The organism is Plantibacter sp. MCCC 1A11337, from assembly GCF_013349365.1.
GTDB lineage: Bacteria > Actinomycetota > Actinomycetes > Actinomycetales > Microbacteriaceae > Plantibacter > Plantibacter flavus_A.
Map to the genome: position 1 here is coordinate 414,840 of NZ_JABJWX010000003.1, position 21,224 is coordinate 436,063.

Consider the following 21,224-nt stretch of genomic DNA (forward strand, 5'->3'; position numbering starts at 1 on the left):
TAGCTACGTTCCTCCTGCTGCGGAGCGGATCTCCTGCGTTCACCACTGATGCCTGCCTTGCGCGATCGCGTCTGAGACCTCGCGCTCGACGAGTGTCCAATCATGCATGACCTGCTGGTAACTGAACCGCAGGACGGTGTGACCGGACAGCGCGAGGCGGCGATCCTGCGCGAGGTCGCGGCTCCGCTGTGATGCATCCTGGTGCGGGGCGTGTCCATCGAATTGCAGGATAAGGCGCTCGCCGACGAGACCGTCGACACGGTGACCGTCGACCACGACCTGCTGACGCATGTGAATCCCGATGCGCGCGAGACGGATGCGAGGTATCGACTCGATGCCGGAGTCGGAGAGGTGGCTGGTGCGGTCGATCACCCTCCGGAACCGGCGGGAACGGGTGGGCATGAGTCTGAGCCGGTCGAGGTCGGCATCGCCGATGCGGACAGCCGATTCGAAGACCACGAGTGCGCGTTCGAACGGTTGGCACTCGGCGATGTGGAAGAGTGCATTGACCGGTGGCTGCACCAGCGTGCGGGCGGACACTGGTGCCGGGGTCGCGCTCCAATGGAGCCGTAGCCCTGATTCGATCGTCGCGGCAGACGTCGACGGGACGGAGAGGTGGACGAGTCCGTCGGAGAGGTTCCACCAACCGCGACGACCGGCGATCGTCAGACACGTCAATCGTCCTCCGCGCGTCGCCGCGAAGAGCAGTTGGGGATCACACGCCTCGGTCACCAGCCAGTTGCGTCTGACGACTCGGACCGAGCCTGATCGCTTCGCGCATTCGATGCCGTGCCTGGTCGCTCCGGCATCAAGCGCGTCGAGACGATGCACGATCCCGTCGTGCCGGTCTATCCACGGGGTGAGGTCCATCACCTCAGCTTCGCGGGCTGGGCAGGGCCACGGCCGCCGCCCCGGGGAGACAGGGATGAGCTGCCCGAGAGCCTGCCCTGTGGAGCACAGGAGATCCGCTCCGGAGCATGAGAACGTAGCCACGTTCCTCCTGCTGCGGAGCGGATCTCCTGCTTCGGGGCTGCGCGGACCTACGTGTTCTTCACCATCTTGTCGGTGATGATCTGCATGACCGTGGTGTCGGCGAGCGTCGTCGTGTCGCCCACCTCGCGGCCCTCGGCCACGTCGCGCAGGAGACGGCGCATGATCTTGCCCGAGCGCGTCTTCGGCAGTTCGTTCACGAGGTAGACCTCGCGGGGGCGGGCGATCGGACCGATCTGTTCGCCGACCCAGCTGCGGAGCGCGCCGGTGATGTCCGCGAGTCCGGACGCCTGCTCGAGGTGGGACTCCTTGATGATGACGAAGGCGACGACCGCCTGCCCGGTGGTCTCGTCGGCTGCACCGACCACGGCGGACTCGGCCACCATCTCGTTGGCGACGAGCGCCGACTCGATCTCAGCGGTGGAGAGTCGGTGCCCGGAGACGTTCATGACGTCGTCGACACGGCCGAGCAGCCAGACGTCGCGGTCCGAGTCGAGTCGGGCGCCGTCGCCGGCGAAGTAGAAGGGGCCGCCCTCGACGTCCCAGAACTTCTCCCAGTAGGTCTCCTTGAACCGCTCGGGGTCACCCCAGATGCCGCGGAGCATCGACGGCCAGGGCTCGGTCACGACGAGGAGTCCGCCGCCGCCGGCACCGACCGCCTCACCGGCGTCATCGACCACGTCGATGGCGATGCCGGGGATCGGGACCTGCGCGCTGCCGGGCTTCGTCGACGTCACACCGGGGAGGGCCGACACCATGATCGCGCCGGTCTCCGTCTGCCACCACGTGTCGACGATCGGCGCGACCTTGTTGCCGATGATCTTGCGGTACCACATCCACGCTTCGGGGTTGATGGGCTCGCCCACCGAGCCGAGCAGGCGGAGCGACGACAGGTCGAACTGCTTCGGGATCTTCCGGCCGAGCTTCATGAAGGAGCGGATCGCCGTCGGAGCCGTGTAGAAGATGCTGACGCCGTACTTCTCGATGATCTCCCACCAGCGTCCCGGGTGCGGGGCGTCCGGTGTGCCCTCGTAGAGCACCTGCGTCGCTCCGTTCGCGAGGGGTCCGTAGGTGACGTAGCTGTGGCCCGTGATCCAACCGATGTCGGCCGTGCACCAGTACACGTCGGTCTCGGGGTGCAGGTCGAAGACGTTCTTGTGGGTGAACGCTGTCTGCGTCAGGTAGCCACCCGAGGTGTGCAGGATGCCCTTCGGCTTCCCGGTGGTGCCGGAGGTGTACAGGATGAAGAGCGGCTGCTCGGCGGGGAACGGCTGCGCGTCGTGCTCGGGTTCGGCGTCGGCGATGGCCTCGTGCCACCAGAGGTCGCGTCCGGCCGTCCAGTCGACCTCGTTCTCGCCGCGACGGACGACGAGCACGTGATCCACGGTCGCCTGCTCGGGCAGCTCGCCGCGGCTCGCGAGCGCCGCGTCGACGGCGGGCTTGAGCGCGGAGACCTTGCCCTTGCGGTAGCCGCCGTCGGCGGTGATGACGAGCTTGGCCTCCGCGTCGTCGATGCGGGAGCGCAGGCTGTCCGCGCTGAACCCGCCGAAGACGACCGAGTGGACCGCGCCGATGCGCGCGACGGCGAGCATCGAGACGATCGCCTCCGGGATCATCGGCAGGTAGATGGCGACCCGGTCGCCGGCTTCGACGCCGAGGCTGGTGAACAGGTTGGCCGCGCGCTTGACCTCCGCCGTGAGTTCGGCGTAGGTGATGGTGCGGGTGTCGCCGGGTTCGCCCTCCCAGTGGAGGGCGACGCGGTCGCCGTTGCCGGCCTCGACGTGTCGGTCGAGGCAGTTGTAGGCGACGTTCAGCTCGCCGTCGTCGAACCAGGTCGCGAAGGGAGGGTTCGACCAGTCGAGGGTCTTCGTGAACGGCTTGCTCCACGTGAGCAGCTCGCGGGACTGCTCGGCCCAGAAGGCGAGCCGGTCACTCGACGCCCGCTCGTAGAGCGCCGCGCTGGCGATCGCCTGCGCGGCGAACTCCTCCGACGGAGGGAATCGTCGGTCTTCGTGCATCAGGCTGTCGATCTGCGTGCTCATCGTGTGTGTCTCGCTCCCTTGCGAATCCGCGTTCCTGACCCGACCTGCCGAGGCGGGTCGAGTCCGTGCCATGCACGAGCGTAGCGCGTTCTCGGTTGCGGATTTGTCACTCATCCGAACAAATTCTCGGGCCCAGTCTGTGAATGATCTGGGCATGGTAGGGAAACCACTCGATCTGGGGTCGTCTGAGTGCTTGTGTTCCCCGTTCACTGGCGTACACTTGGACCCGGCCGAATACACATTCGTGCATGCAGTGCCAGCGATTCCCCCCAATCCGGCACTGTAGAGGCGGCACCCATTCCCCCCAATGGGTGCCGCCTTCTTCTATCTCCGGCGTCGGCGGCAGGTGAGTATTCGATTATTGCTTATAGTTCTGCCACTATCAGCTCTATGCTTCTGAGATGACCGATCTCCTCCTGGCCGTCGTCGTCGACATCGTCGGTTCCCGCCGTCTCGACGACCGCACCCGAGCTCAGCGCGCGATCCAGGACGTCTTCCTCCAGGTGGAGGCCACCTGGCCCGCCGAGCAGCCGCTGCGTCCCACGGTCGGCGACGAGTTCCAGGTCGTGTACGCGGACGTCGCGACCGCACTGCGAGCCACCACCCTCGCGCGACTGCTGTTCCCCGCGGAGGTCGATTGCCGGTTCGGCCTCGGCTGGGGCGAGGTCACGGACATCGACGCCGGGCAGGAGGCCCGCATTCAGGACGGTTCCGCCTGGTGGCGGGCCCGAGCCGCCATCGACGAGGCGCATCGGCGAGAGGACAAACGTCAGCCGTACCTGCGATCGTGGTTCGAGGGCGAAGCGCCCCAGGACGGAGACGCCATCGTGAACGCACTCCTCACCCTGCGCGACCACACGATCGATCAGATGCGGAACCCCCGACAGCGACAGCTCGCCGCGGGAGCGCTCCTCGGCCGATCGCAGGAGTCGATGGCTGCCGAAGCCGGCATCTCGCAGTCCGCGGTGTCGCAGAACCTGCAACGATCGGGCGGAGCCGCGCTCGTCTCGGCCCTCGACCTGCTCGCCGGATCGCCGGCCCGATGATCACGGCCGTCCTGCTGCTCATGATCGGGGGCGCCGACCTCTGTCGGGGTGTGGTCCGCGGCCCGCGCTGGTCCCCGGTGATCGGGCTGGTGGTGGTCTGGCTGTTCGCCGTGCTGGGCCTCGGGCTCGACTGGTGGTGGCCGACGCTGACCGGCCTCGTCGCCCTCGGATGGATCGTGGCCATGCCGTCCTCGGACGCGTCACGACCGCGCGGGTTCTGGCCCGTGCTCCTGCTCGGTCTCCTCGTCGTCGCCTCCACGCTCGTGTTCGGGGCGGGCGGGGCCGCCGACAGCCCCGCTGCACAGGTCTACGCGGGCTTCGACCTCGGCGTGCTGCAGGAGGTGCCCCTGGTTCTCGCTGTCGCAGCCGGGTCGACGCTCGTCTTCCTCACGCGGAGCAGCAACCTCATCGTGCGGGCGTCACTGCGCCGCGCGCGTGAGGACGACGAGCCGCAACCGACCGCGGCACCCGCCTCCGCCTGGACGGTCATGATCCGCGGACGCGAGTTGGGGAGCGTCGAGCAGAGCGCCACGCCGCGGCGTCCGACGACACAGCTGCTCGGTGGCCGACTCATCGGCCCGCTCGAACGCGTCTTCATCGTCGTCCTCGCACTGAGCGGCACCGGCATGGTGATCGCCGCCCTCGTCGCTGCGAAGGGCATCGTGCGCTTCCCGGAGATCTCCGAGGATCGCGGGGTCGGCGGCAAGGCGGAGGAGTTCCTCGTCGGCAGCTTCACGAGCTGGGCGATCGCTGCTGCCGCGGTGCTCTACCTCTGGGTGATCGCCGCCGGCTGAGGCGACACGGGGGTCCCGCGTCGGTTCACGCGGGGCCCCCTGTCTCATCGCTGCTCGAGGAACGCCGCGAGCTGTTCCTGATCGGGGTACGACGCCTGGGCGCCGGCCCCGGTCGCCGCGTAGCTGCCGACGGTCGAGGCGAATCGAGCCGCGTCGACGAGCTCGTCGCCGGCAGCGAGTCGCAGCGCGAGGGCACCCATGAACGCGTCGCCGCATCCGGTGGTGTCGACGGCGTCCACCGTCGGCGACGGAACCGGTGTCGGGGCGGCCTCGCCGTCGATCACGACACTGCCCGCGGCCCCGGTCGTGACGACGGCTCGTCGGATGCCGTGGCTGCGCAGCGCCGTTGCGGTCGCCTCCCACCCGGCCTCCTCCGGGTCGACCCCGGCGAGATCGGCGGCCTCGTGCTCGTTCACGAGGAGGACGCCGGTCGCCTGGAGGAGCTCCTCCGGTACCGGACCGTAGGGGGAGAGGTTGAGGAGCGCGAGCGCGCCGGCCGCAGCGCCCCGCCGGGCCGTCTCGAGCACGGTGTCGATGGGCACCTCGAGGCACAGGCAGACGACGCCGGCACCGTCGAGCGCCGTCCACGCCTCGCCGATCCGGTCGGGCGTGAGGGTGCCGTTCGCCCCGGGCGACACGATGATCGTGTTCTCCCCGGCGTCGTCGACGGTGATCACCGCGGTGCCGGTCGCGACGTCGTCACGTCGGGCGATCCGGGTGACGTCCACTCCCGAGCTCGAGAGCGACTCGAGCAGGAGCGACCCGTGCGCGTCGTCGCCGACCGCGCCGACCATGGTGACGTCGCCGCCGAGTCTGCCCGCGGCGACCGCCTGGTTGGCGCCCTTGCCGCCGGGGACGACGGCGAGTTCGGATCCCGTGAGCGTCTCCCCGGGCTGCGGGAAGCGTGCTGTGCGGACGACAAGGTCCGCGTTCAAGGACCCGACGACGACGATGCGTGGACTCTGCATGGGTACCCTCCTAGGCTGCCGAGGCGGTCTCGGCCGGACGGACCTCGGCGCCGGCGGGCTTCGGGATGAGGAACGACACCAGCAGGGCGACCGCGGTGATGCCCGCGCCGACCAGCATGGCACTCGTGTACCCGGCCGTCGACGTCCCTCCGGCGGGCGCGACGGCGATCTGGACGGCGGGGAGGACGACGAAGCTGAGGCCGGCGCCCAGGTTGAAGGCGCCCGCGTTCAGTCCGGGCAGGAAGCCCGGGTTCTCCTTCGGCGACAGGACGATGCCCAGCCCGTTGAGCATGATGTTGCCGATGCCCGCGTAGGTCGCACCGATGAGGACGGTCGTCGCGATGAGGACGGGGAGCGAGTGCACGCCGACGAGCGCCATGATGACGAGCGAGACGATGCTACCGATGAGACCGATGCGGAGCACGTTCAGGTAGCCGAGCGTTGGCGCGAGACGACCGGCGAACGGGCCGACGAGCCAGCCGACGAGGGCGTACGGCGTCAGGAACGCGAGCGAGGCGAGGTCGGCCTCCATGCTGAAGCCCGCGTCGGCGTTCTGCGCGATCGAGGTGACGAGGCCGTTGGCGACGGCGAAGACCCCGGTCATCGTGAGCAGCGTCGTGAGCAGGAGTGCCCAGGTGCTGCGCTGGCGGAGGTACTTCGTGGCGACCAGTGGCTCGGCGACGCGGTTCTCGACGGTCCAGAAGATCGCGAATGCGACGAGGGCGACGACGATGAACCCGCCGACGAGCAACCAGTTCGCCGCCGCGAGCTTGCCGGCCTCGTTGAACGCGGTGAGCAGTGCGGCGATCGACACGACGAGCGGGAGCACGCCCCACCAGTCCATCCTCGTGCCCTTCGAGGGCTGCGAGTTCGCGGCCCACAGGACGACGAACACGATCGCGACGGCTGCGACGACGGCCATGGTCCAGAAGACGGATCGGAAGCCGTGGTTCGTGACGAGCCATCCGCCGGCGAGGGCGTCGATCCCGGCGATGCCGCCGTTGACTGCGGTGATGAGGCCCATCATGGCGCCGTACCGCTTCGGGTCGGTGACCTCGGCGCGTAGCATGAGCAGGGTGATGGGCACGACCGGCCCGGACACGCCCTGGATGATGCGGCCGACGAACAGCATCTCGACGTTCACGGCGAGGGCCGCGACGACGGTGCCGACGAGCATGATGACGAGCATGCCCGTCAGGACGCGCTTCCGGCCGACGATGTCGCTGAGGCGGGGGAGGAAGACCGAGAACAACGCCGCCGTGGTGAAGAACATGGTCTGCGAGAGGCCGATGGTGGCGTCGTCGGTCTGCAGTTCGCGCGCCATGCTGACGAGCGCGGGGCTCAGCATGCTCGCGTTCAACTGGAACGCGACGCAGGCGGCGAGCAAGGCCGTCATGAGGGCGCCGATGCGGACGGCGGGCTTCGTGGAGTTCAGGAGGTCGCTCACAGTTCGATCTCCCCGATGTTCTCGAGGGCGTCGGTGACGAGGCCCCAGAAGCGTGCGTGGTCGAGCTCGGTCGCGGCCCAGGTGCTGCAGTCGTCCGGAGCCGGGCTGCGGAAGTCTGCGACCGTCATGCCGAGGGTGAGCGTGCCCGTGAGTTCGATGTCGATCGGCACCTTGACGGTCCGCACGATCGTCGGGTCGATCACGTAGGCGACGGCGCACGGGTCGTGCACGGGCGGGCTGTCGAAGCCCTGTGCGTCCTTGTAGGTGGTGCCGAAGAACTCGAGCAGCTCCTCGACGAAGCGTGCCGGGCCGGTGCCGATCGCGGCGATCCGCTCGACGACCTCCGGGGTGGCGAGGGCCTGGTGCGTGAGGTCGAGGCCGACCATGACGACGGGCCAGCTCTCGTTGAAGACGATGTGCGCGGCCTCGGGGTCGATCTTGATGTTGAACTCGGCCACCGCCGACCAGTTGCCGACGTGGTAGCCGCCGCCCATGAGGACGACCTCCTTGACGCGCTCCACGATGCGCGGCTCCTTGCGGGCTGCGAGGGCGATGTTCGTCAGGCCGCCGGTCGGGACGAGGGTGATCTCGCCCGGTTCGTGCGACATGACGAGGTCGATGATGAGGTCGATGGCGTGCCGGTCGTCGAGGGCGATCGCCGGCTCGGGCAGGACGGGGCCGTCCATGCCTGATTCGCCGTGGATGTCGGGCGCGTTCTCGAGCGGGCGTACGAGCGGGCGGTCGGCACCGGCGGCGAACGGCACGTCGGTGATCCCGGCGATGCGGGCGACGGCGAGGGCGTTCCGGGTGACCTTCGGGAGCGTCTGGTTGCCGACGACGGTCGTGACGGCGAGCAGCTCGATCTCGGGGTTGCCGTGTGCCAGGAGGATGGCGATCGCATCGTCGTGGCCTGGGTCGCAGTCGAGGATGATCTTGCGGGGCATGGTTCTCCACATCGTTGGGGTGCTGGGGGAGCGGGCGACACGGCACGTAAAGCGCTTCAGGTCCGCCGGAGGCAGCTTACGTCAAGCGCTTTAGGTTCGCCAAACCGGCTCGATCGGCGCGAGGTTCCGCGGCCCCGATACGATCGACGGGTGCCCCTCGAACCGAACGATCCCCAGCCACGCGCCGCCCGTCGCGTGACGGCGGCGATGGTGGCGGAGCGGGCCGGGACGTCGGTCGCGACCGTGTCGCTCGTCGCCAACGGCAAGGAGGCCGGTCACGTGTCGGCACAGAACGCCGAACGGGTGCGCCAGGCGATCGCGGAGCTCGGCTACGTCGCCGACCACGCCGCGCGGGCGCTCGCGAGCGGGTCGAGCAACCTGGTCGTCTTCGTGACGCCGGATGCCTCGAACCCCTACTTCGGTGCGGTGATCCGCGGGCTCAGGGCCGGCCTCGGCGACGCCTACCAGCTGCTCGTCTCAGTGACCGGGGAGGGCGACGTGCCCACGGCGGCGGCGCTCGGCCGATTGGCGGCCCTCCGACCGGCCGGGGTCGTGGTCGACGCGCCGAGCGAGGCCTTCCTCGAGGAGCTCCGGCTGGACGCCGCGCTCGTGTTGCTCGACGCACCCCGCCTCCCGATGACGACGGCGGAGGCCGCGTCCGGTGCCGTCGCCGCCGACCGACGCGCCGTCTCCGTCGACTTCGACCTCCTCGGCGGTGTCCGCGCGCTCCTCGACCACCTCCACGTCCTGGGTCACCGTCAGCTCGGGTACCTCGGTGGGCGCACCGCGACGGACACGTTCCTTCTGCGTCGACTGCTGCTCGAGCGCGAGGCCGCCGTGCGCGGGATGCGCGTGCACGCGGACGATCGCGCGGAGAGCATCATCGACCTCGAAGCGGCGGCCGAGGCGTTCGTCGACAGCTGGCCGCGGTGGCGCGACGCCGGGGTGACCGCGTTGGTCTGCGCGACCGACACGCACGCGTACGGGGTGCTGCAGTCGGCGCGGGCGATGGGCATGCCGGTGCCGGGTGAGCTCGCGGTGGTCGGGTTCGACGACCTGGCGTCGTCGGTCGTGAGCGACCCGCCGCTGACGAGTGTGCGGTTGCCCGGTGAGGCGCTCGGTCGCGCAGGCGCTGAGCAACTCCTCGCCCGGATCGAGGGTCGGACGGTGGCACCCGCCCCGGTGATCGCGGCGGACCTCGTCATCCGCGCCTCGACGATCGGCCGCTGAGGTGCACTGAGGTTCGCCGACGACGCTCCACAAGCGAGGCCGGTCTCGTGAGCTTGCGAGGCCAGCGCCTCCGCGCCTCGGGGTTCGAGCCTGGGCTTCTACGCTCGCCGCATGTCCGATCGATTCGTCGTCTCCGTCCCGCCCGAGGCCGCCCCGCCCGATCCGCCGGAGGCGGCGGTCGACGCCGAGCCCGCGCGAGCAGGCGAGTCGCGCGGTGTCACGGCGCTCGCCGACTTCGGCGCGCTCGCGCCCTACCTCGCCGATCCGGGGGTCACCGACCTCTTCGTCAACGGCTCGTCCGGCCTCTGGCTCGACCACGGCGCCGGGCTCGTCCGGGAGACGGGATGGCGCTCCGATGAGGCGACCATCCGCGCGCTCGCGGTGCGTCTGGTCGCGAGAGGTGGGAGGCACGTCGACGAGGCGACGCCGTGCGTCGACGTGCGTCTGCAGGACGGGGTGCGGGTCCACGTGGTCCTCCCGCCGGTGTCGACGCGAGGGACGCTCCTGTCCATCCGGGTGCCACGGGACGAAGCGCTGGGGTTCGATGCGCTGCAGGCATCCGGGATGTTCCCGGCGACGGTCGCCGAGCTGCTGCGCGATGCCGTCGCGGCCCGCACGAACATCCTCATCACCGGTGCGGGCGGCTCCGGGAAGACGACGCTCCTCGGCGCCCTGCTCGGCCTCGCCTCGCCCGCCGAGCGGCTCGTCGTGATCGAGGACGTCGCGGAGCTGCGGATCCTCCACCCGCATGCCGTCGCACTCCAGTCGCGCCAGGCCAACCTGGAGGGGGCCGGCGGTATCGACCTCGAACGCCTCCTGCGCGAGGCGCTCCGCATGCGTCCCGACCGGCTCGTCCTCGGCGAGTGCCGGGGGCCCGAGGTGCGTGAGCTGCTGTCGGCGCTCAACACCGGGCACGACGGCGGTGCAGGCACCCTCCACGCGAACTCCGTGACCGACGTGCCCGCCCGTTTGGAAGCGCTCGGTGCGCTCGCCGGCATGAGTCAGGAGGCTGTGGCCCGTCAGGCGACGAGCGCGATCGGACTCGTCGTGCACCTGGCACGGCTCCCGGTCGGACGGCAGGTGGTGGCGGTCGGCCGCCTCCTGATCGACGAACACGACCGCCTCTCCGTCGAGGAGTTGCCGTGACCCGGCTGCGGGTCCTGCGGCGGGTGCTCGCGGCGCTTCCCGGCGCGGCTCCGCCCGATGACGACGGTCCCGCCCGCGTGGCGCGCACCACCCGTCGTCTGGCCGTACTGCTGGGTGCCGGTGTCGCACCCGGCAGCGCCTGGAGGCATCTCGCCCTGGAAGCCGACGCCGATGCGCGAACGCGATCAGCATCGGTGTCCGTCGGCCTCGCGGCGGATGGACCGGACGACGAAGCCGGCCCGACGAACGATCATCGGGCCGACGCGGCGGTGCTGTCAGCGGTAGCCGATGCTGCAGCGCACGGCGGCGACCTGCCGGCGGCGATCGCCGCCGTCGCTGATCAGGAGACGGGTGCCGGCGCGCGCACGGCCTGGGCGGGCCTGGCCGCCGCTTGGCAGGTCGCTGCCATCAGCGGCGCGCCGCTCGGCGTCTGTCTGCGCGACCTCGCCGGGTCGCTGCGCGAGTTGGACCGCATCGGTCGCGACGTCGGCACGGCGCTCGCCGGACCGTCCGCGACGGCGAGGCTGGTGCTCTGGTTGCCGCTCGTCGCCGTCCTCCTCGGGATGGCCCTCGGCTTCGACACGCTGCGGACGCTCTTCGCGACACCTCCCGGGCTCTGTTGTCTTGCGGCCGGTGTGGTGTTCCTCATCGTCGGTGCGCGCTGGAGTTCGGCGCTCAGTGCACGGGCGGCCAGGCGCGACCCCGCGCCGGGGTTGTCGCTCGACCTCGTCGCGGTGGCGATGGCGGGTGGGGGAGCGGCGCCGGCGGCCCGGTCGATCGTCGAGGAGGCGTGCGAGCGGTTCGCCGTCCCCTACGACGGTGCCACGATCGCGGGCGTCCTCGCGCTCTCTGCCAGGGCCGGGATCCCCGCCGGTGAGCTGCTCCGCAGCGAGGCGGAACAGCAGCGTGATCAGGCACGGTCCGATGGCGAGCGGGCTGCAGCGATCCTCGCGACCCGCCTCATGATCCCGCTCGGGGTCTGCATCCTGCCGGCCTTCCTCCTCGTCGGTGTGGCTCCGCTCCTCCTCAGCGTCGTCACCTCGACGACGCTCGGGTTCTGACCAACGGTTCGACGCCGACCTGCCTGCTTCCGTCGCGTGGCTGCTTCAGTCGCGGGAGCGTGGCAGTGCGCGCCAGCAGCGTGCTCCGACGAGCACGGCGACTGCGATGATCACGAGTGGCACGAGGATCCACGCGACGTCGCCGGACCAGCCGACGCCGATGCCGTCCTCGTTGGCGAAGGCGAGCACGTCGACGAAGAAGAACCGCGCGTGCGCTTCATCGAGTGTCGACTGCTCGACCACCGCGAGCATCCCGAGGGTGAACAGGGCGAACGAGAACCAGTAGACGAGGATCGCGACGCCGCCCCAGATGACCCCGATCGACCAGGTCGGCCGCAACCGGGCCGGGTCGTCGGCGTAGCGGGCGGCCAGAGCGCGTGGTGAGCCGAGGTCGGCCAGCGCGATCGTCATCGGTCGCCGATCGACCGAGAGTTCGTCTCGGAGTGAACGGATGATCGAGCGGCGTTCCCGCCCCGTGACCACGGCCTCCAGGTGCCAGTCGAGGCGCTGCAGGTACGAGTCGCGTCGCCAGCGGTCCGCGAGGCTCAATCCACGGGCAGCGCGCTCGGCGAGCAGGTCATCGGCCGTCGGGTGCTTCTGGTCGATCATGCTGATGCTCCTTCAGGGTCGATTCCTCGTTCGGCGATGTCGGTCATCGCCCTCCAGCGGGCGATGGCGTCGAGCCTCGCCGCGTCTCCTCGTTCGGTGATCGCGTAGTACTTCCGTGCTGGGCCGCCCGAGGAGGCGACCCGACGCGCGGTCACCAGTCCGTCGCGTTCGAACCGGCTGAGGACCGGATACACGACGCCGGTCGCCAGATCGGCCAGACCGAGGGCTCGGAGACGTTCGACCAGCTCGTACCCGTAGGTCTCACCGCGGTGCACGGTGGACAGGATGAGCATCGGCAACACGCCCCGGAGGAGTTGCGAGTCGCGCGCCGCCAGCTGTTCATCCATGACTATTACTCAAGCATGAATAGCGGTCGGGTGCAAGGCGAGATCGCTCCACAACCGGCCGGCCGACGCGGCCCGTCGCCGACGTCGGCTCCGCTCGCGCGTCGCTGGACGCGTTCGCCGAACATGGAGGTGTTCGTGCCACGAGCGCAGCACTCCGGTGCGGGGAAGGAACATCATGATCACGATCGGTCGTCGAGTCGAGCAGCGTGTCACGCGCGAGGTGCGGCGCGTCCTGCAGGACGAACGGGGGTCCGCCACGGCGGAGTACGCGGTGGCCACGATGGCGGCCGTCGGGTTCGCAGGTCTCCTGGTCGCCATCCTCCGCGGAGACGAGGTGCGGGGCATCCTCACCGACCTCATCCGACGAGCCCTGACGGCGAACGGCTGAGCCGTGCGACTGAGTGTGCCGACATGCCGTTCGGAGGATGGCGCGGTGACGGCGGAGTTCGCGGTCGTCGTCCCGGCCGTCGTCCTCGTGCTGGCGATGGGGCTCTCGGCGGTGCAGGTGGGGCTGACCCAGCTCCGCGCGACCGACGCGGCTGCGGACGCCGCCCGGAGTCTGGGGCGAGGCGACGACGCCGGGACCGCGGCGGGTCGAGTCGAGCGCGTCCTGCCGGGGGCGACCATGACGAGTGGGGCGGAAGGCGACCTCGTCTGCGTGCGGGTCGACGCCGTCGGCGGATCCGGCCTGGCCGGCATCGTCCCGGTATCGGCCTCCTCGTGCGCCATGGGTGGCGGCCGGTGAACGTGCAGCTGCGCCGTATCGCCCTCCGCGCGACGGAAGGCCTGCACGACGAGACCGGAGCCGGGTCGGTCCTGGCGGCAGGCGTCCTCGGAGCCCTGATCGCCGTCCTCCTGGCGACACTGCCCGTGGTGACGCTCTTCGCCGCTCATCAGCGAGCGGCGAACGCGGCCGACGCAGCCGCGTTGGCGGCAGCCGACACCGCGTCCGGCAGGCTCCCAGGCTTCCCCTGCGAAACTGCTCGCATGGTCGCGGCGCGCAATGCGGCGTCGCTCGGCACCTGCAGCGTGGAGGGCCTCACGGTCCTCGTCGACGCCACTGTCGACACGGCCTTCGGCGCCATCACGGTCGCCGCGAGAGCCGGACCGCCTCCTGAGGCGTCCGGCGCCGTCGCCGGGGTGCCCGTGACCGCCACCTATTAAGAGGTAGCGGTGCGACCGGTCAGTCCTGACCGGAGCCGGTCGTGAAGACCGCCTCCAGGAAGCGGTAGTCGACCGCGCTCGGGGCGCCGGAGTCGTCGTACTCCTCACCGGTCGTCCGGGCGTACCGGTAGACCTTGCCGGCGGTACCGCTCGGGACGTCGACAGTGGGCGTCGGTGATCCATGGTCGCTGAGTCGGGCGCTGATCGTCTTGCCCTCCAGTGGACCGTCGGTCAACTTCACGGTGTAACTCGTCTGGGTACTCATGGCAGACATTCTGCTCCGAACGCCGCAGAACGCAAGGGGTTGGACACGCGCGTGGCCGCCCCACGATTGGACAAGCCTGCTGTGCACGTGTGTATGGTGTGCCTGATGGAAGGAGCCTCGTGGCAGGCAAGAAACTCGTGATCGTAGAGTCACCGACCAAGATGAAGTCGATCGCCGGATACCTCGGTGACGACTACGAGGTGCTGTCCTCGGTCGGTCACATCCGCGACCTCATCGAGCCGAAGAACCTTCCCGCCGAGCTCAAGAAGGGCTCGCTCGGCAAGTTCTCGGTCGACGTCGACAACGGCTTCGAGCCGTACTACGTCGTCTCCGACGCGAAGAAGAAGACCGTCGCGGACCTCAAGCGCGCACTCAAGAACGCCGACGAACTCCTCCTCGCGACTGATGAGGACCGCGAAGGCGAAGCCATCGCGTGGCACCTCCTGCAGGTCCTGCAGCCCAAGGTCCCCGTCAGCCGCATGGTCTTCCACGAGATCACCAAGGACGCCATCCTCGCCGCGAAGGACAAGACGCGGCCCCTCGACACCGACCTCGTCGACGCCCAGGAGACCCGCCGGATCCTCGACCGTCTCTACGGGTACGAGATCTCGCCCGTGCTCTGGCGCAAGGTCGGCCCCGGACTGAGCGCCGGACGCGTGCAGTCCGCCGCCACCCGACTCGTCGTCGACCGGGAGCGCGAGCGCCTCGCCTTCCGCGCCGCCTCCTACTGGGACGTCATCGCCCGCTTCCTCCCCGAAGCCGACGCCACCGGAGCGCCCTTCACCGCGCGGCTCGTCCGGCTCGACGGCGACCGCGTCGCCACCGGCCGCGACTTCGACGACCTCGGAGAGCTCAAGGGCAGTGCCGTCCCGCTCGACGAACAGCGGGCCACGGCGCTCGCCGCAGCACTCGAGCAATCGAAGGCGACCGTCCTCTCCGTCGAGTCCAAGCCGTACTCCCGCCGTCCGGCGGCTCCCTTCACGACCTCCACGCTCCAGCAGGAGGCCGGTCGCAAGCTCCGGTTCTCCGCTCGCCAGACGATGAGTGTCGCGCAGTCGTTATACGAGAACGGCTACATCACGTACATGCGTACCGACTCGCCGTCGTTGAGCAAGCAGGCGATCGACGCGGCTCGGAAGCAGGCTGCTGCGCTCTACGGCGCCGAGACGGTGCCCGACAAGCCGCGCCTCTACAGCGGCAAGAGCAAGAACGCGCAGGAGGCGCACGAGGCGATCCGTCCCTCGGGCGACACGTTCCGCACGCCGTCCTCGCTCGCATCGACCCTCCGCGGGAACGACTTCAAGCTGTACGACCTGATCTGGAAGCGCACCGTCGCAAGCCAGATGGCCGACGCGAAGGGCTCCACGGCGACGATCACGCTCGAGTCGAAGACCGACGTCGGCCGTGCCGAGTTCACCGCCTCCGGCACCGTCATCACCTTCCGTGGCTTCCTCGCCGCCTACGAAGAGGGCCAGGACGAGGACCGCAACTCCCAGGACGACGCGTCCGAGGCGAAGTTGCCGCCCCTCACCGAAGGTCAGCAGCTCGGCATCGAGGACCCGGAGGCGAAGGGGCACGAGACCTCGCCGCCGCCGCGCTACACCGAGGCCAGCCTGGTGAAGCGGCTCGAGGAGCTCGGCATCGGCCGACCCTCCACCTTCGCGTCGATCATCTCCACGATCATCGACCGCGGCTACGTGACGCAGCGCGGCCAGGCGCTCATCCCCAGCTGGGTGGCGTTCAGCGTCGTCCGTCTCCTGGAGGAGTACTTCGAGGAGCTCGTCGAGTACGACTTCACCGCTGAGATGGAGAACGACCTCGACCGGATCGCCGGCGGCTCGGTCGACCGCGTCGACTGGCTCAAGGGCTTCTACTTCGGCGACGCCTCGGGTCGCGGCCTGCGTCAGGTCATCGACAACCTCGGCGACATCGACGCCCGCCGCATCAACTCGATCGTCATCGACGACGGGGTCACGCTCCGCATCGGCAAGTACGGCCCGTACCTCGAGGTCACGCCCGACGGTCCGCCGCCGGCCGAGGGAGAGGAAGCCCCGACACCGCGTCGGGTCAACCTGCCCGAGGACCTCGCGCCCGATGAACTGACGCCCGCGAAGGCGCACGAGCTCATCGATGCACCCGTCGTCGGCGATCGCGTCATCGGCGTGAACCCCACGACCGGTAAGGAGATCGTCGCGAAGGACGGACGCTTCGGCCCGTACATCACCGAGGTCGACCCGGAGCCCGAGGCGGAGCTCTCCGTCGACACGGCGACCGGCGAGGTGACCGAGCCCGCAGCGGGTGCCAAGAAGAAGGCTCCCGCCAAGAAGAAGGCGGCGGCCGAGAAGCCGCGCACCGCATCGCTCTTCAAGTCGATGGACCTCGCGACCATCGACCTCGAGACCGCGCTCAAGCTCCTCGACCTGCCGCGGGTCGTCGGCGCCGACCCCGAGTCGGGCGAGGAGATCCTCGCGCAGAACGGCCGCTACGGTCCGTACCTGAAGAAGGGCACCGACACCCGGTCGCTCACCTCCGAGGACGACATCTTCGCGGTCGACCTCGCCGGTGCCGTCGAGCTGTTCGCCCAGCCCAAGTACGGAGCCAGGAAGGCGTCGAGCGCCCTCAAGGAGTTCGAGGCCGACCCCGAGAGCGGGAAGCCGATCAAGATCAAGGACGGCCGCTTCGGCGCCTACGTGACCGACGGCGTGACCAACGCGACGATCCCTCGTGGCGAGCAGGTCGAGGACGTCGACTTCGAGCGAGCGGTCCAGCTCCTGGCGGACAAGCGTGCGAAGGGCCCGGCGAAGCCGAAGGCCGGTCGCAAGGCTCCCGCGAAGAAGGCACCCGCGAAGAAGGCTCCGGCCAAGAAGACCCCCGCCGCGAAGACGGGGACCGCCAAGGCGACGGCCACGAAGTCCGCGTCGGCCACGTCGACCGTCCGTTCGGAAGCGGCGAAGAAGGCTGCCGCGACGCGCGCCGCGAACAAGGCGGCTGCGGCGAAGGCCGACGCCGTCACGTGAGCGGGGGAGGACGCCCTCGGGGCCTGTTCATCACCCTCGAGGGCGGCGACGGCGTCGGGAAGTCGACGCAGGCGCGGCTGTTGAGCGACTGGTTCGAGCAGCAGGGGCGGACGGTCGTCCGGACCCGCGAGCCGGGCGGCAGTGAGCTCGGTGTCGAGATCCGCGAGATCGTGTTGCATCACCGAGGCGATATCAGCCCGCGTGCCGAGGCCCTGCTCTACGCGGCGGACCGCGCACACCACATCGCCACCGTCGTGCGCCCGGCTCTCGCGAGGGGCGAGGTCGTCCTGCAGGACCGGTACCTGGACTCGTCGGTCGCCTATCAGGGCAGCGGACGCGTGCTCGACGCCCAGCAGATCCGCGACATCTCGCTCTGGGCCGCCGAGGACCTCCTGCCCGACGTGACCGTCCTGCTCGACTTGGACGTCGCCGTCGCCCGCGGCCGTCTCGACAACGCCAACAAGCGGTTCGACCGGCTCGAGGCCGAGGCGCAGGACTTCCACACCCGGGTGCGGGAGTCGTTCCTCGCCCTCGCGGCCGCGGAGCCCGAGCGGTTCCTCGTCGTCGACGCCGCGCTCCCACCCGAGCGACTGGCCGCCGACATCCAGGCCCGCATCGCGCCGCTCCTCTGAGCGCGCGCCCTCCCGCTCCCTGAGCCTGTCGCAGGGCCCCGCCGGCTCACGTCGGTACCGCCCGGTATCGTAGACGCATGGCTTCCTGGACCGACTTGACGGGTCAACGCGACGCGATCGAGCTCCTCCAGTCGGCGTCGGACCCGATCACGCCCAAGGGCCTCACCCACGCCTGGCTCATCACCGGGCCGCCCGGTTCCGGCCGGTCGACCCTCGCCTACGCCTTCGCCGCCGCGCTCCTCAGCCGCGAGCCCGGGGGCGACGACGTCACCCGTCGTCAGGTGGAGGCGCGCACCCACCCCGACCTCTCCGCGCTGAGCACCGATCGCGTGATCATCACGATCGACGAAGTCCGCGACCTCGTCCGGAACGCCTACCGCGCGCCGTCCGTCGGTCGCTTCCGCGTCATGGTCGTCGAGGACGCCGACCGCATGACCGAGCGCACCTCCAACCTGCTGTTGAAGTCGCTCGAAGAGCCGCCGAGCAGCACGATCTGGGTCCTGTGCGCGCCGAGCGAGGCCGACCTGTTGCCCACCATCCGGTCGCGCGTCCGCTCGGTCCGTCTCGGCGTCCCCACCATCGACGACGTCGCGGAGCTGCTGGAACGGCGTGACGGCGTGGCGCCCGAGCTCGCCGAACGCGCCGCCCGCGAGGCGCAGAGCCACGTCGGCATGGCCCACCGCCTCGCGACCGACCCCGGCGCGCGGCAGCGCCGTGAGTCCACGCTCCGCGCCGTGCTCGACATCCGGAGTGCCGGTCAGGCGGTCGTCACCGCTGGGCGCCTCCTGGAGCTGGCGGGCGACGACGCGAAGGCGTACACCTCGCTGCGCGACGAGGCCGAGCGGGAGAGCACCCTGCGCTCGCTCGGCGTCGAGCCCGGTCAATCGGTCCCGCCGGCCCTCCGCTCGCAGGTGCGGGCGATGGAGGAGGACCAGAAGCGGCGCGCCACCCGCAGCCTGCGTGACGGCCTCGACCGGATCATGGTCGACCTGCTGTCGCTGTACCGCGACATCGTGCTCCTGCAGCTGGGGCACGACGCCACGATCATCAACCGTGAATTGCGTCCGGAACTCGAGGAAGCCGCTCGCCGGACGACGCCTGCGGTTACGATCGAAACCTTGGAGGCGATCTCCGTCGCCCGCACACGAATCGAAGGGAACGTCGCCCCGGCGCTGGCCTTGGAGGCCATGCTCGTGTCGGCGGTCCGGTAGGGAGCCTCTGTGACTTCGCCCAGGCAGCAGCCGTCGGACTCGACGGGATCGACCGGTGCGCCCCGTCGCAGGGGTCCCGGTGCGCGCCGTACGGCGCGGGTCGCCCTGGTGGCCGGTCTCGCGGTCGCGGCGCTCACGCTGAGCGGGTGCGTGACGGCCTTCCTGCCGCCGAAGGCCGCCGAGCCGACGACGTCGTCCTCGTCACCGGCGACGAGCGACGTCGACGCTGAGCTGAAGCCCTTCTACGAGCAGAAACTCGACTGGAAGACCAGCGGCTGTGCCGATGGCTTCGAGTGCGCCACGGCGAAGGCGCCCATCGACTGGGACAACCCCTCGGACGGCGAACTCGCCCTGGCGCTCGTGCGGCACCAGGCCACGAACGGCAAGCCGATCGGTTCGCTCTTCATGAACCCCGGCGGCCCGGGCGGTTCCGGTTACAGCCTCGTCGCCGACAGCCTCGATTTCGCGGTCGACAAGGACCTCCAGGAGAACTTCGACGTCGTCGGTTTCGACCCCCGCGGTGTCGGGAAGTCGACGCCGGTGAAATGTCTGACCGACTCCGAGATGGACGCGTACCTGTACGACGTCACGCCGGGGAAGCGCGGTTCCGACGAGTGGATCGCCGCGAACGAGAAGGCCGCGAAGGACTTCGGCGACGCGTGTGCTGAGGAGACGGGCAAGATGCTCGAGTTCGTCGACACGCAGAGCGCGGCGAAGGACCTCGACATGCTGCGCGCCGCCGTCGGCGACAAGCAGCTCTACTACCTCGGGTACTCGTACGGCACGTTCCTCGGAGCGACCTACGCGGAGCTCTTCCCGAAGAACGTCGGGCGCCTCGTGCTCGACGGCGCGATCGACCCGTCGACGTCGAACTTCGAGGTCGTCAAGGAGCAGGCCAAGGGCTTCGAGAGTGCTCTGCGCGCCTACCTCGAGGACTGCATGACGGGCAAGGACTGCCCGTTCAGTGGCTCGGTCGACAGCGCGATGACCGAGATCAAGACGCTCCTCGACGAGGTCGACGCGAACCCGATCCCCGGTGACGACGGACGTGAGCTGGGCGGCAACACGCTGCTCACGGCGATCATCTACCCGCTGTACCAGGCCGATGCCTGGCCGTACCTCAGCCAGATGTTCGACGAGGTCATGCAGGGCGGGACCGACATCGCGTTCCAGTTCGCCGACGGCTACAACGGTCGCAACGAGTCCGGCAAGTACGCCGACAACCAGACCGAGGCCTTCAATGCGATCAACTGCCTCGACTACAGCTACGACGACGACAAGACGAAGATGGCCGACGAAGCGAAGCAGCTGGAGGAGGCGGCTCCCGTGATCGGCGAGTACATGGCCTACGGCGACACGTTCTGCGCCAACTGGCCGTACCAGACGCGGACCGAGCGTGGGGAGATCCACGCGAAGGGCGCAGCGCCGATCCTCGTCGTCGGGACGACGAACGACCCGGCCACGCCGTACGTCTGGGCGCAGAACCTCGCGGAGCAGCTCGACAAGGGTCAGCTGATCACCTACAAGGGTGAGGGTCACACCGGCTACAACAAGGGCAGCGACTGCGTGAACCAGGCGGTCGACCAGTACCTCATCGACGGCACGGTGCCGTCGAAGGACCCGATGTGCAGTTGACGGCGGGATCCTGATGACCATGACGGCGCCGGCTGAACTCGGGCTCCGCGAGCGGAAGCGGCTCGCGACGCGTCGGGCGATCCAGCACGCGGTGCTGACGCTCGCGAGTGAGCAGGGGCTCGAGAACGTGACGGTCGAGGAGGTGAGCCGTCGGGCGGAGGTCTCGCCGCGGACCTTCTTCAACTACTTCGGGACGAAGGAGGAGGCGCTGATCGGCGACATCCCGCTGATCCCGGACGGCGACGCCCTGCACGCCTTCCTGACCGCCGGGCCCGCCACCGACGTGCTCACCGATCTGGGGGAGCTCCTGGCCCGGACCGTGGGGGACGCCGACGAGGACGTCGAGATCCACCATCTCCGCAAGGACGTGCTGCGCGACCACCCACACCTGCTGGGTGCGCGGATCGCGAGTATGCGCGGCTTCGAGGAGGGCCTGTACAAGGTCGTCGAGCGGCGGGTGCTGAACGACGACCCGACGCTCGCGGAGGACGCCGAGGCACTGTTCGACCGCTGCTGGATGGTGACGATGGTGGGCTTCGCCGGCCTGCGCCACGCGTGGCGTTGCTGGGCTGATGCGCCGACCCCCGGGTCCCTCGCCGAGCGGATCCGTCGTTCTTTCGCCGAGCTGTACACGACGGTCCAAAAGCTGCGCTAACATGGATACTCGTGCGCCGGG

Annotated in this window: 21 protein-coding genes; 13 read left to right on the forward strand and 8 right to left on the reverse strand. The window is 69.8% G+C overall.

Annotated features, from left to right (window positions below; translation table 11 throughout):
• Positions 1-39: 39 nt before the first annotated feature.
• Both HOW07_RS13645 and acs read right to left on the reverse strand, forming a co-directional pair.
• The gene (locus HOW07_RS13645) at positions 40-870 is read right to left on the reverse strand and encodes an endonuclease domain-containing protein (RefSeq protein WP_175117468.1); all 831 of its coding nucleotides are present in this window, start codon (positions 868-870) and stop codon (positions 40-42) included.
• Positions 871-1,040: 170 nt separating this feature from the next.
• Complete coding sequence (acs, locus tag HOW07_RS13650) at positions 1,041-3,032, reverse strand: acetate--CoA ligase (protein WP_175117469.1); 1,992 nt, start codon at positions 3,030-3,032, stop codon at positions 1,041-1,043.
• A 401-nt stretch (positions 3,033-3,433) separates the two neighbouring features.
• On the opposite strand from acs, the gene HOW07_RS13655 reads away from it, so the two are divergent.
• The gene (locus HOW07_RS13655; protein ID WP_175117470.1) at positions 3,434-4,078 is read left to right on the forward strand and encodes a SatD family protein; all 645 of its coding nucleotides are present in this window, start codon (positions 3,434-3,436) and stop codon (positions 4,076-4,078) included.
• Positions 4,075-4,872 (forward strand): hypothetical protein, encoded by a 798-nt coding sequence (locus HOW07_RS13660; RefSeq protein ID WP_175117471.1) that lies wholly within the window; start codon positions 4,075-4,077, stop codon positions 4,870-4,872. The genes HOW07_RS13655 and HOW07_RS13660 overlap by 4 nt, the downstream gene beginning before the upstream one ends.
• A 44-nt stretch (positions 4,873-4,916) precedes the next feature.
• Here the strand turns inward: HOW07_RS13660 and HOW07_RS13665 are convergent, their stop codons facing one another.
• The 3 genes from HOW07_RS13665 to HOW07_RS13675 are packed head-to-tail and all read right to left on the reverse strand — an operon-like array spanning position 4,917 to position 8,231.
• Positions 4,917-5,840 carry a ribokinase gene (locus tag HOW07_RS13665; protein ID WP_175117472.1) on the reverse strand — a complete coding sequence of 308 codons (924 nt, stop codon included), beginning with the start codon at positions 5,838-5,840 and terminating at the stop codon, positions 4,917-4,919.
• Between the two features lie 10 nt (positions 5,841-5,850).
• Complete coding sequence (locus HOW07_RS13670; protein ID WP_371743683.1) at positions 5,851-7,287, reverse strand: MFS transporter; 1,437 nt, start codon at positions 7,285-7,287, stop codon at positions 5,851-5,853.
• Positions 7,284-8,231, reverse strand: coding sequence for a nucleoside hydrolase (locus HOW07_RS13675; RefSeq protein WP_079003118.1), 948 nt, complete (start codon positions 8,229-8,231; stop codon positions 7,284-7,286). The genes HOW07_RS13670 and HOW07_RS13675 overlap by 4 nt, the downstream gene beginning before the upstream one ends.
• A gap of 150 nt (positions 8,232-8,381) precedes the next feature.
• On the opposite strand from HOW07_RS13675, the gene HOW07_RS13680 reads away from it, so the two are divergent.
• The 3 genes from HOW07_RS13680 to HOW07_RS13690 all read left to right on the forward strand — a co-directional run bounded on the left by HOW07_RS13680 (position 8,382) and on the right by HOW07_RS13690 (position 11,668).
• The gene (locus HOW07_RS13680) at positions 8,382-9,461 is read left to right on the forward strand and encodes a LacI family DNA-binding transcriptional regulator (RefSeq protein WP_354295307.1); all 1,080 of its coding nucleotides are present in this window, start codon (positions 8,382-8,384) and stop codon (positions 9,459-9,461) included.
• A gap of 111 nt (positions 9,462-9,572) precedes the next feature.
• Positions 9,573-10,607, forward strand: coding sequence for a TadA family conjugal transfer-associated ATPase (locus HOW07_RS13685; RefSeq protein WP_175117473.1), 1,035 nt, complete (start codon positions 9,573-9,575; stop codon positions 10,605-10,607).
• A complete protein-coding gene (locus HOW07_RS13690) occupies positions 10,604-11,668 on the forward strand; it encodes a type II secretion system F family protein (RefSeq protein ID WP_175117474.1) in 1,065 nt (354 codons plus the stop codon). The genes HOW07_RS13685 and HOW07_RS13690 overlap by 4 nt, the downstream gene beginning before the upstream one ends.
• A 45-nt stretch (positions 11,669-11,713) precedes the next feature.
• Here HOW07_RS13690 and HOW07_RS13695 read toward each other — a convergent pair whose 3' ends face one another.
• Both HOW07_RS13695 and HOW07_RS13700 read right to left on the reverse strand, forming a co-directional pair.
• The gene (locus HOW07_RS13695) at positions 11,714-12,277 is read right to left on the reverse strand and encodes a hypothetical protein (protein WP_254628349.1); all 564 of its coding nucleotides are present in this window, start codon (positions 12,275-12,277) and stop codon (positions 11,714-11,716) included.
• Entirely contained in the window at positions 12,274-12,624 is a 351-nt protein-coding gene (locus HOW07_RS13700) for a PadR family transcriptional regulator (protein WP_079706884.1), read from the reverse strand. The genes HOW07_RS13695 and HOW07_RS13700 overlap by 4 nt, the downstream gene beginning before the upstream one ends.
• Positions 12,625-12,799: 175 nt before the next feature.
• Between HOW07_RS13700 and HOW07_RS13705 the strand changes: the two genes are divergently transcribed.
• Genes HOW07_RS13705 through HOW07_RS13715 form a run of 3 tightly spaced genes read left to right on the forward strand, consistent with a single transcriptional unit; the run spans position 12,800 to position 13,788 of the window.
• Entirely contained in the window at positions 12,800-13,012 is a 213-nt protein-coding gene (locus tag HOW07_RS13705) for a DUF4244 domain-containing protein (RefSeq protein ID WP_121293956.1), read from the forward strand.
• Positions 13,013-13,057: 45 nt separating this feature from the next.
• Positions 13,058-13,369, forward strand: coding sequence for a TadE family type IV pilus minor pilin (locus HOW07_RS13710; RefSeq protein WP_285038887.1), 312 nt, complete (start codon positions 13,058-13,060; stop codon positions 13,367-13,369).
• On the forward strand, positions 13,366-13,788 hold the full coding sequence (locus HOW07_RS13715) for an Rv3654c family TadE-like protein (RefSeq protein ID WP_285038886.1): 423 nt from the start codon (positions 13,366-13,368) through the stop codon (positions 13,786-13,788). The genes HOW07_RS13710 and HOW07_RS13715 overlap by 4 nt, the downstream gene beginning before the upstream one ends.
• Positions 13,789-13,807: 19 nt before the next feature.
• Here the strand turns inward: HOW07_RS13715 and HOW07_RS13720 are convergent, their stop codons facing one another.
• A complete protein-coding gene (locus HOW07_RS13720; protein WP_147427206.1) occupies positions 13,808-14,053 on the reverse strand; it encodes a hypothetical protein in 246 nt (81 codons plus the stop codon).
• A gap of 161 nt (positions 14,054-14,214) precedes the next feature.
• Here HOW07_RS13720 and topA point away from each other — a divergent pair, with 161 nt between their 5' ends.
• From topA to HOW07_RS13745, 5 genes are all read left to right on the forward strand, one after another.
• Complete coding sequence (topA, locus tag HOW07_RS13725; RefSeq protein WP_175117660.1) at positions 14,215-17,070, forward strand: type I DNA topoisomerase; 2,856 nt, start codon at positions 14,215-14,217, stop codon at positions 17,068-17,070.
• A complete protein-coding gene (gene tmk, locus HOW07_RS13730; protein WP_121293959.1) occupies positions 17,067-17,702 on the forward strand; it encodes a dTMP kinase in 636 nt (211 codons plus the stop codon). Before topA ends, tmk begins: the two co-directional genes overlap by 4 nt.
• 77 nt (positions 17,703-17,779) lie before the next feature.
• Positions 17,780-18,913, forward strand: a complete 1,134-nt coding sequence (locus HOW07_RS13735; RefSeq protein WP_064294662.1) for a DNA polymerase III subunit delta' — start codon at positions 17,780-17,782, stop codon at positions 18,911-18,913.
• Positions 18,914-18,922: 9 nt separating this feature from the next.
• Entirely contained in the window at positions 18,923-20,548 is a 1,626-nt protein-coding gene (locus HOW07_RS13740) for an alpha/beta hydrolase (RefSeq protein WP_175117476.1), read from the forward strand.
• A gap of 19 nt (positions 20,549-20,567) precedes the next feature.
• Complete coding sequence (locus HOW07_RS13745; protein ID WP_175117477.1) at positions 20,568-21,203, forward strand: TetR/AcrR family transcriptional regulator; 636 nt, start codon at positions 20,568-20,570, stop codon at positions 21,201-21,203.
• Positions 21,204-21,224 lie beyond the last annotated feature (21 nt).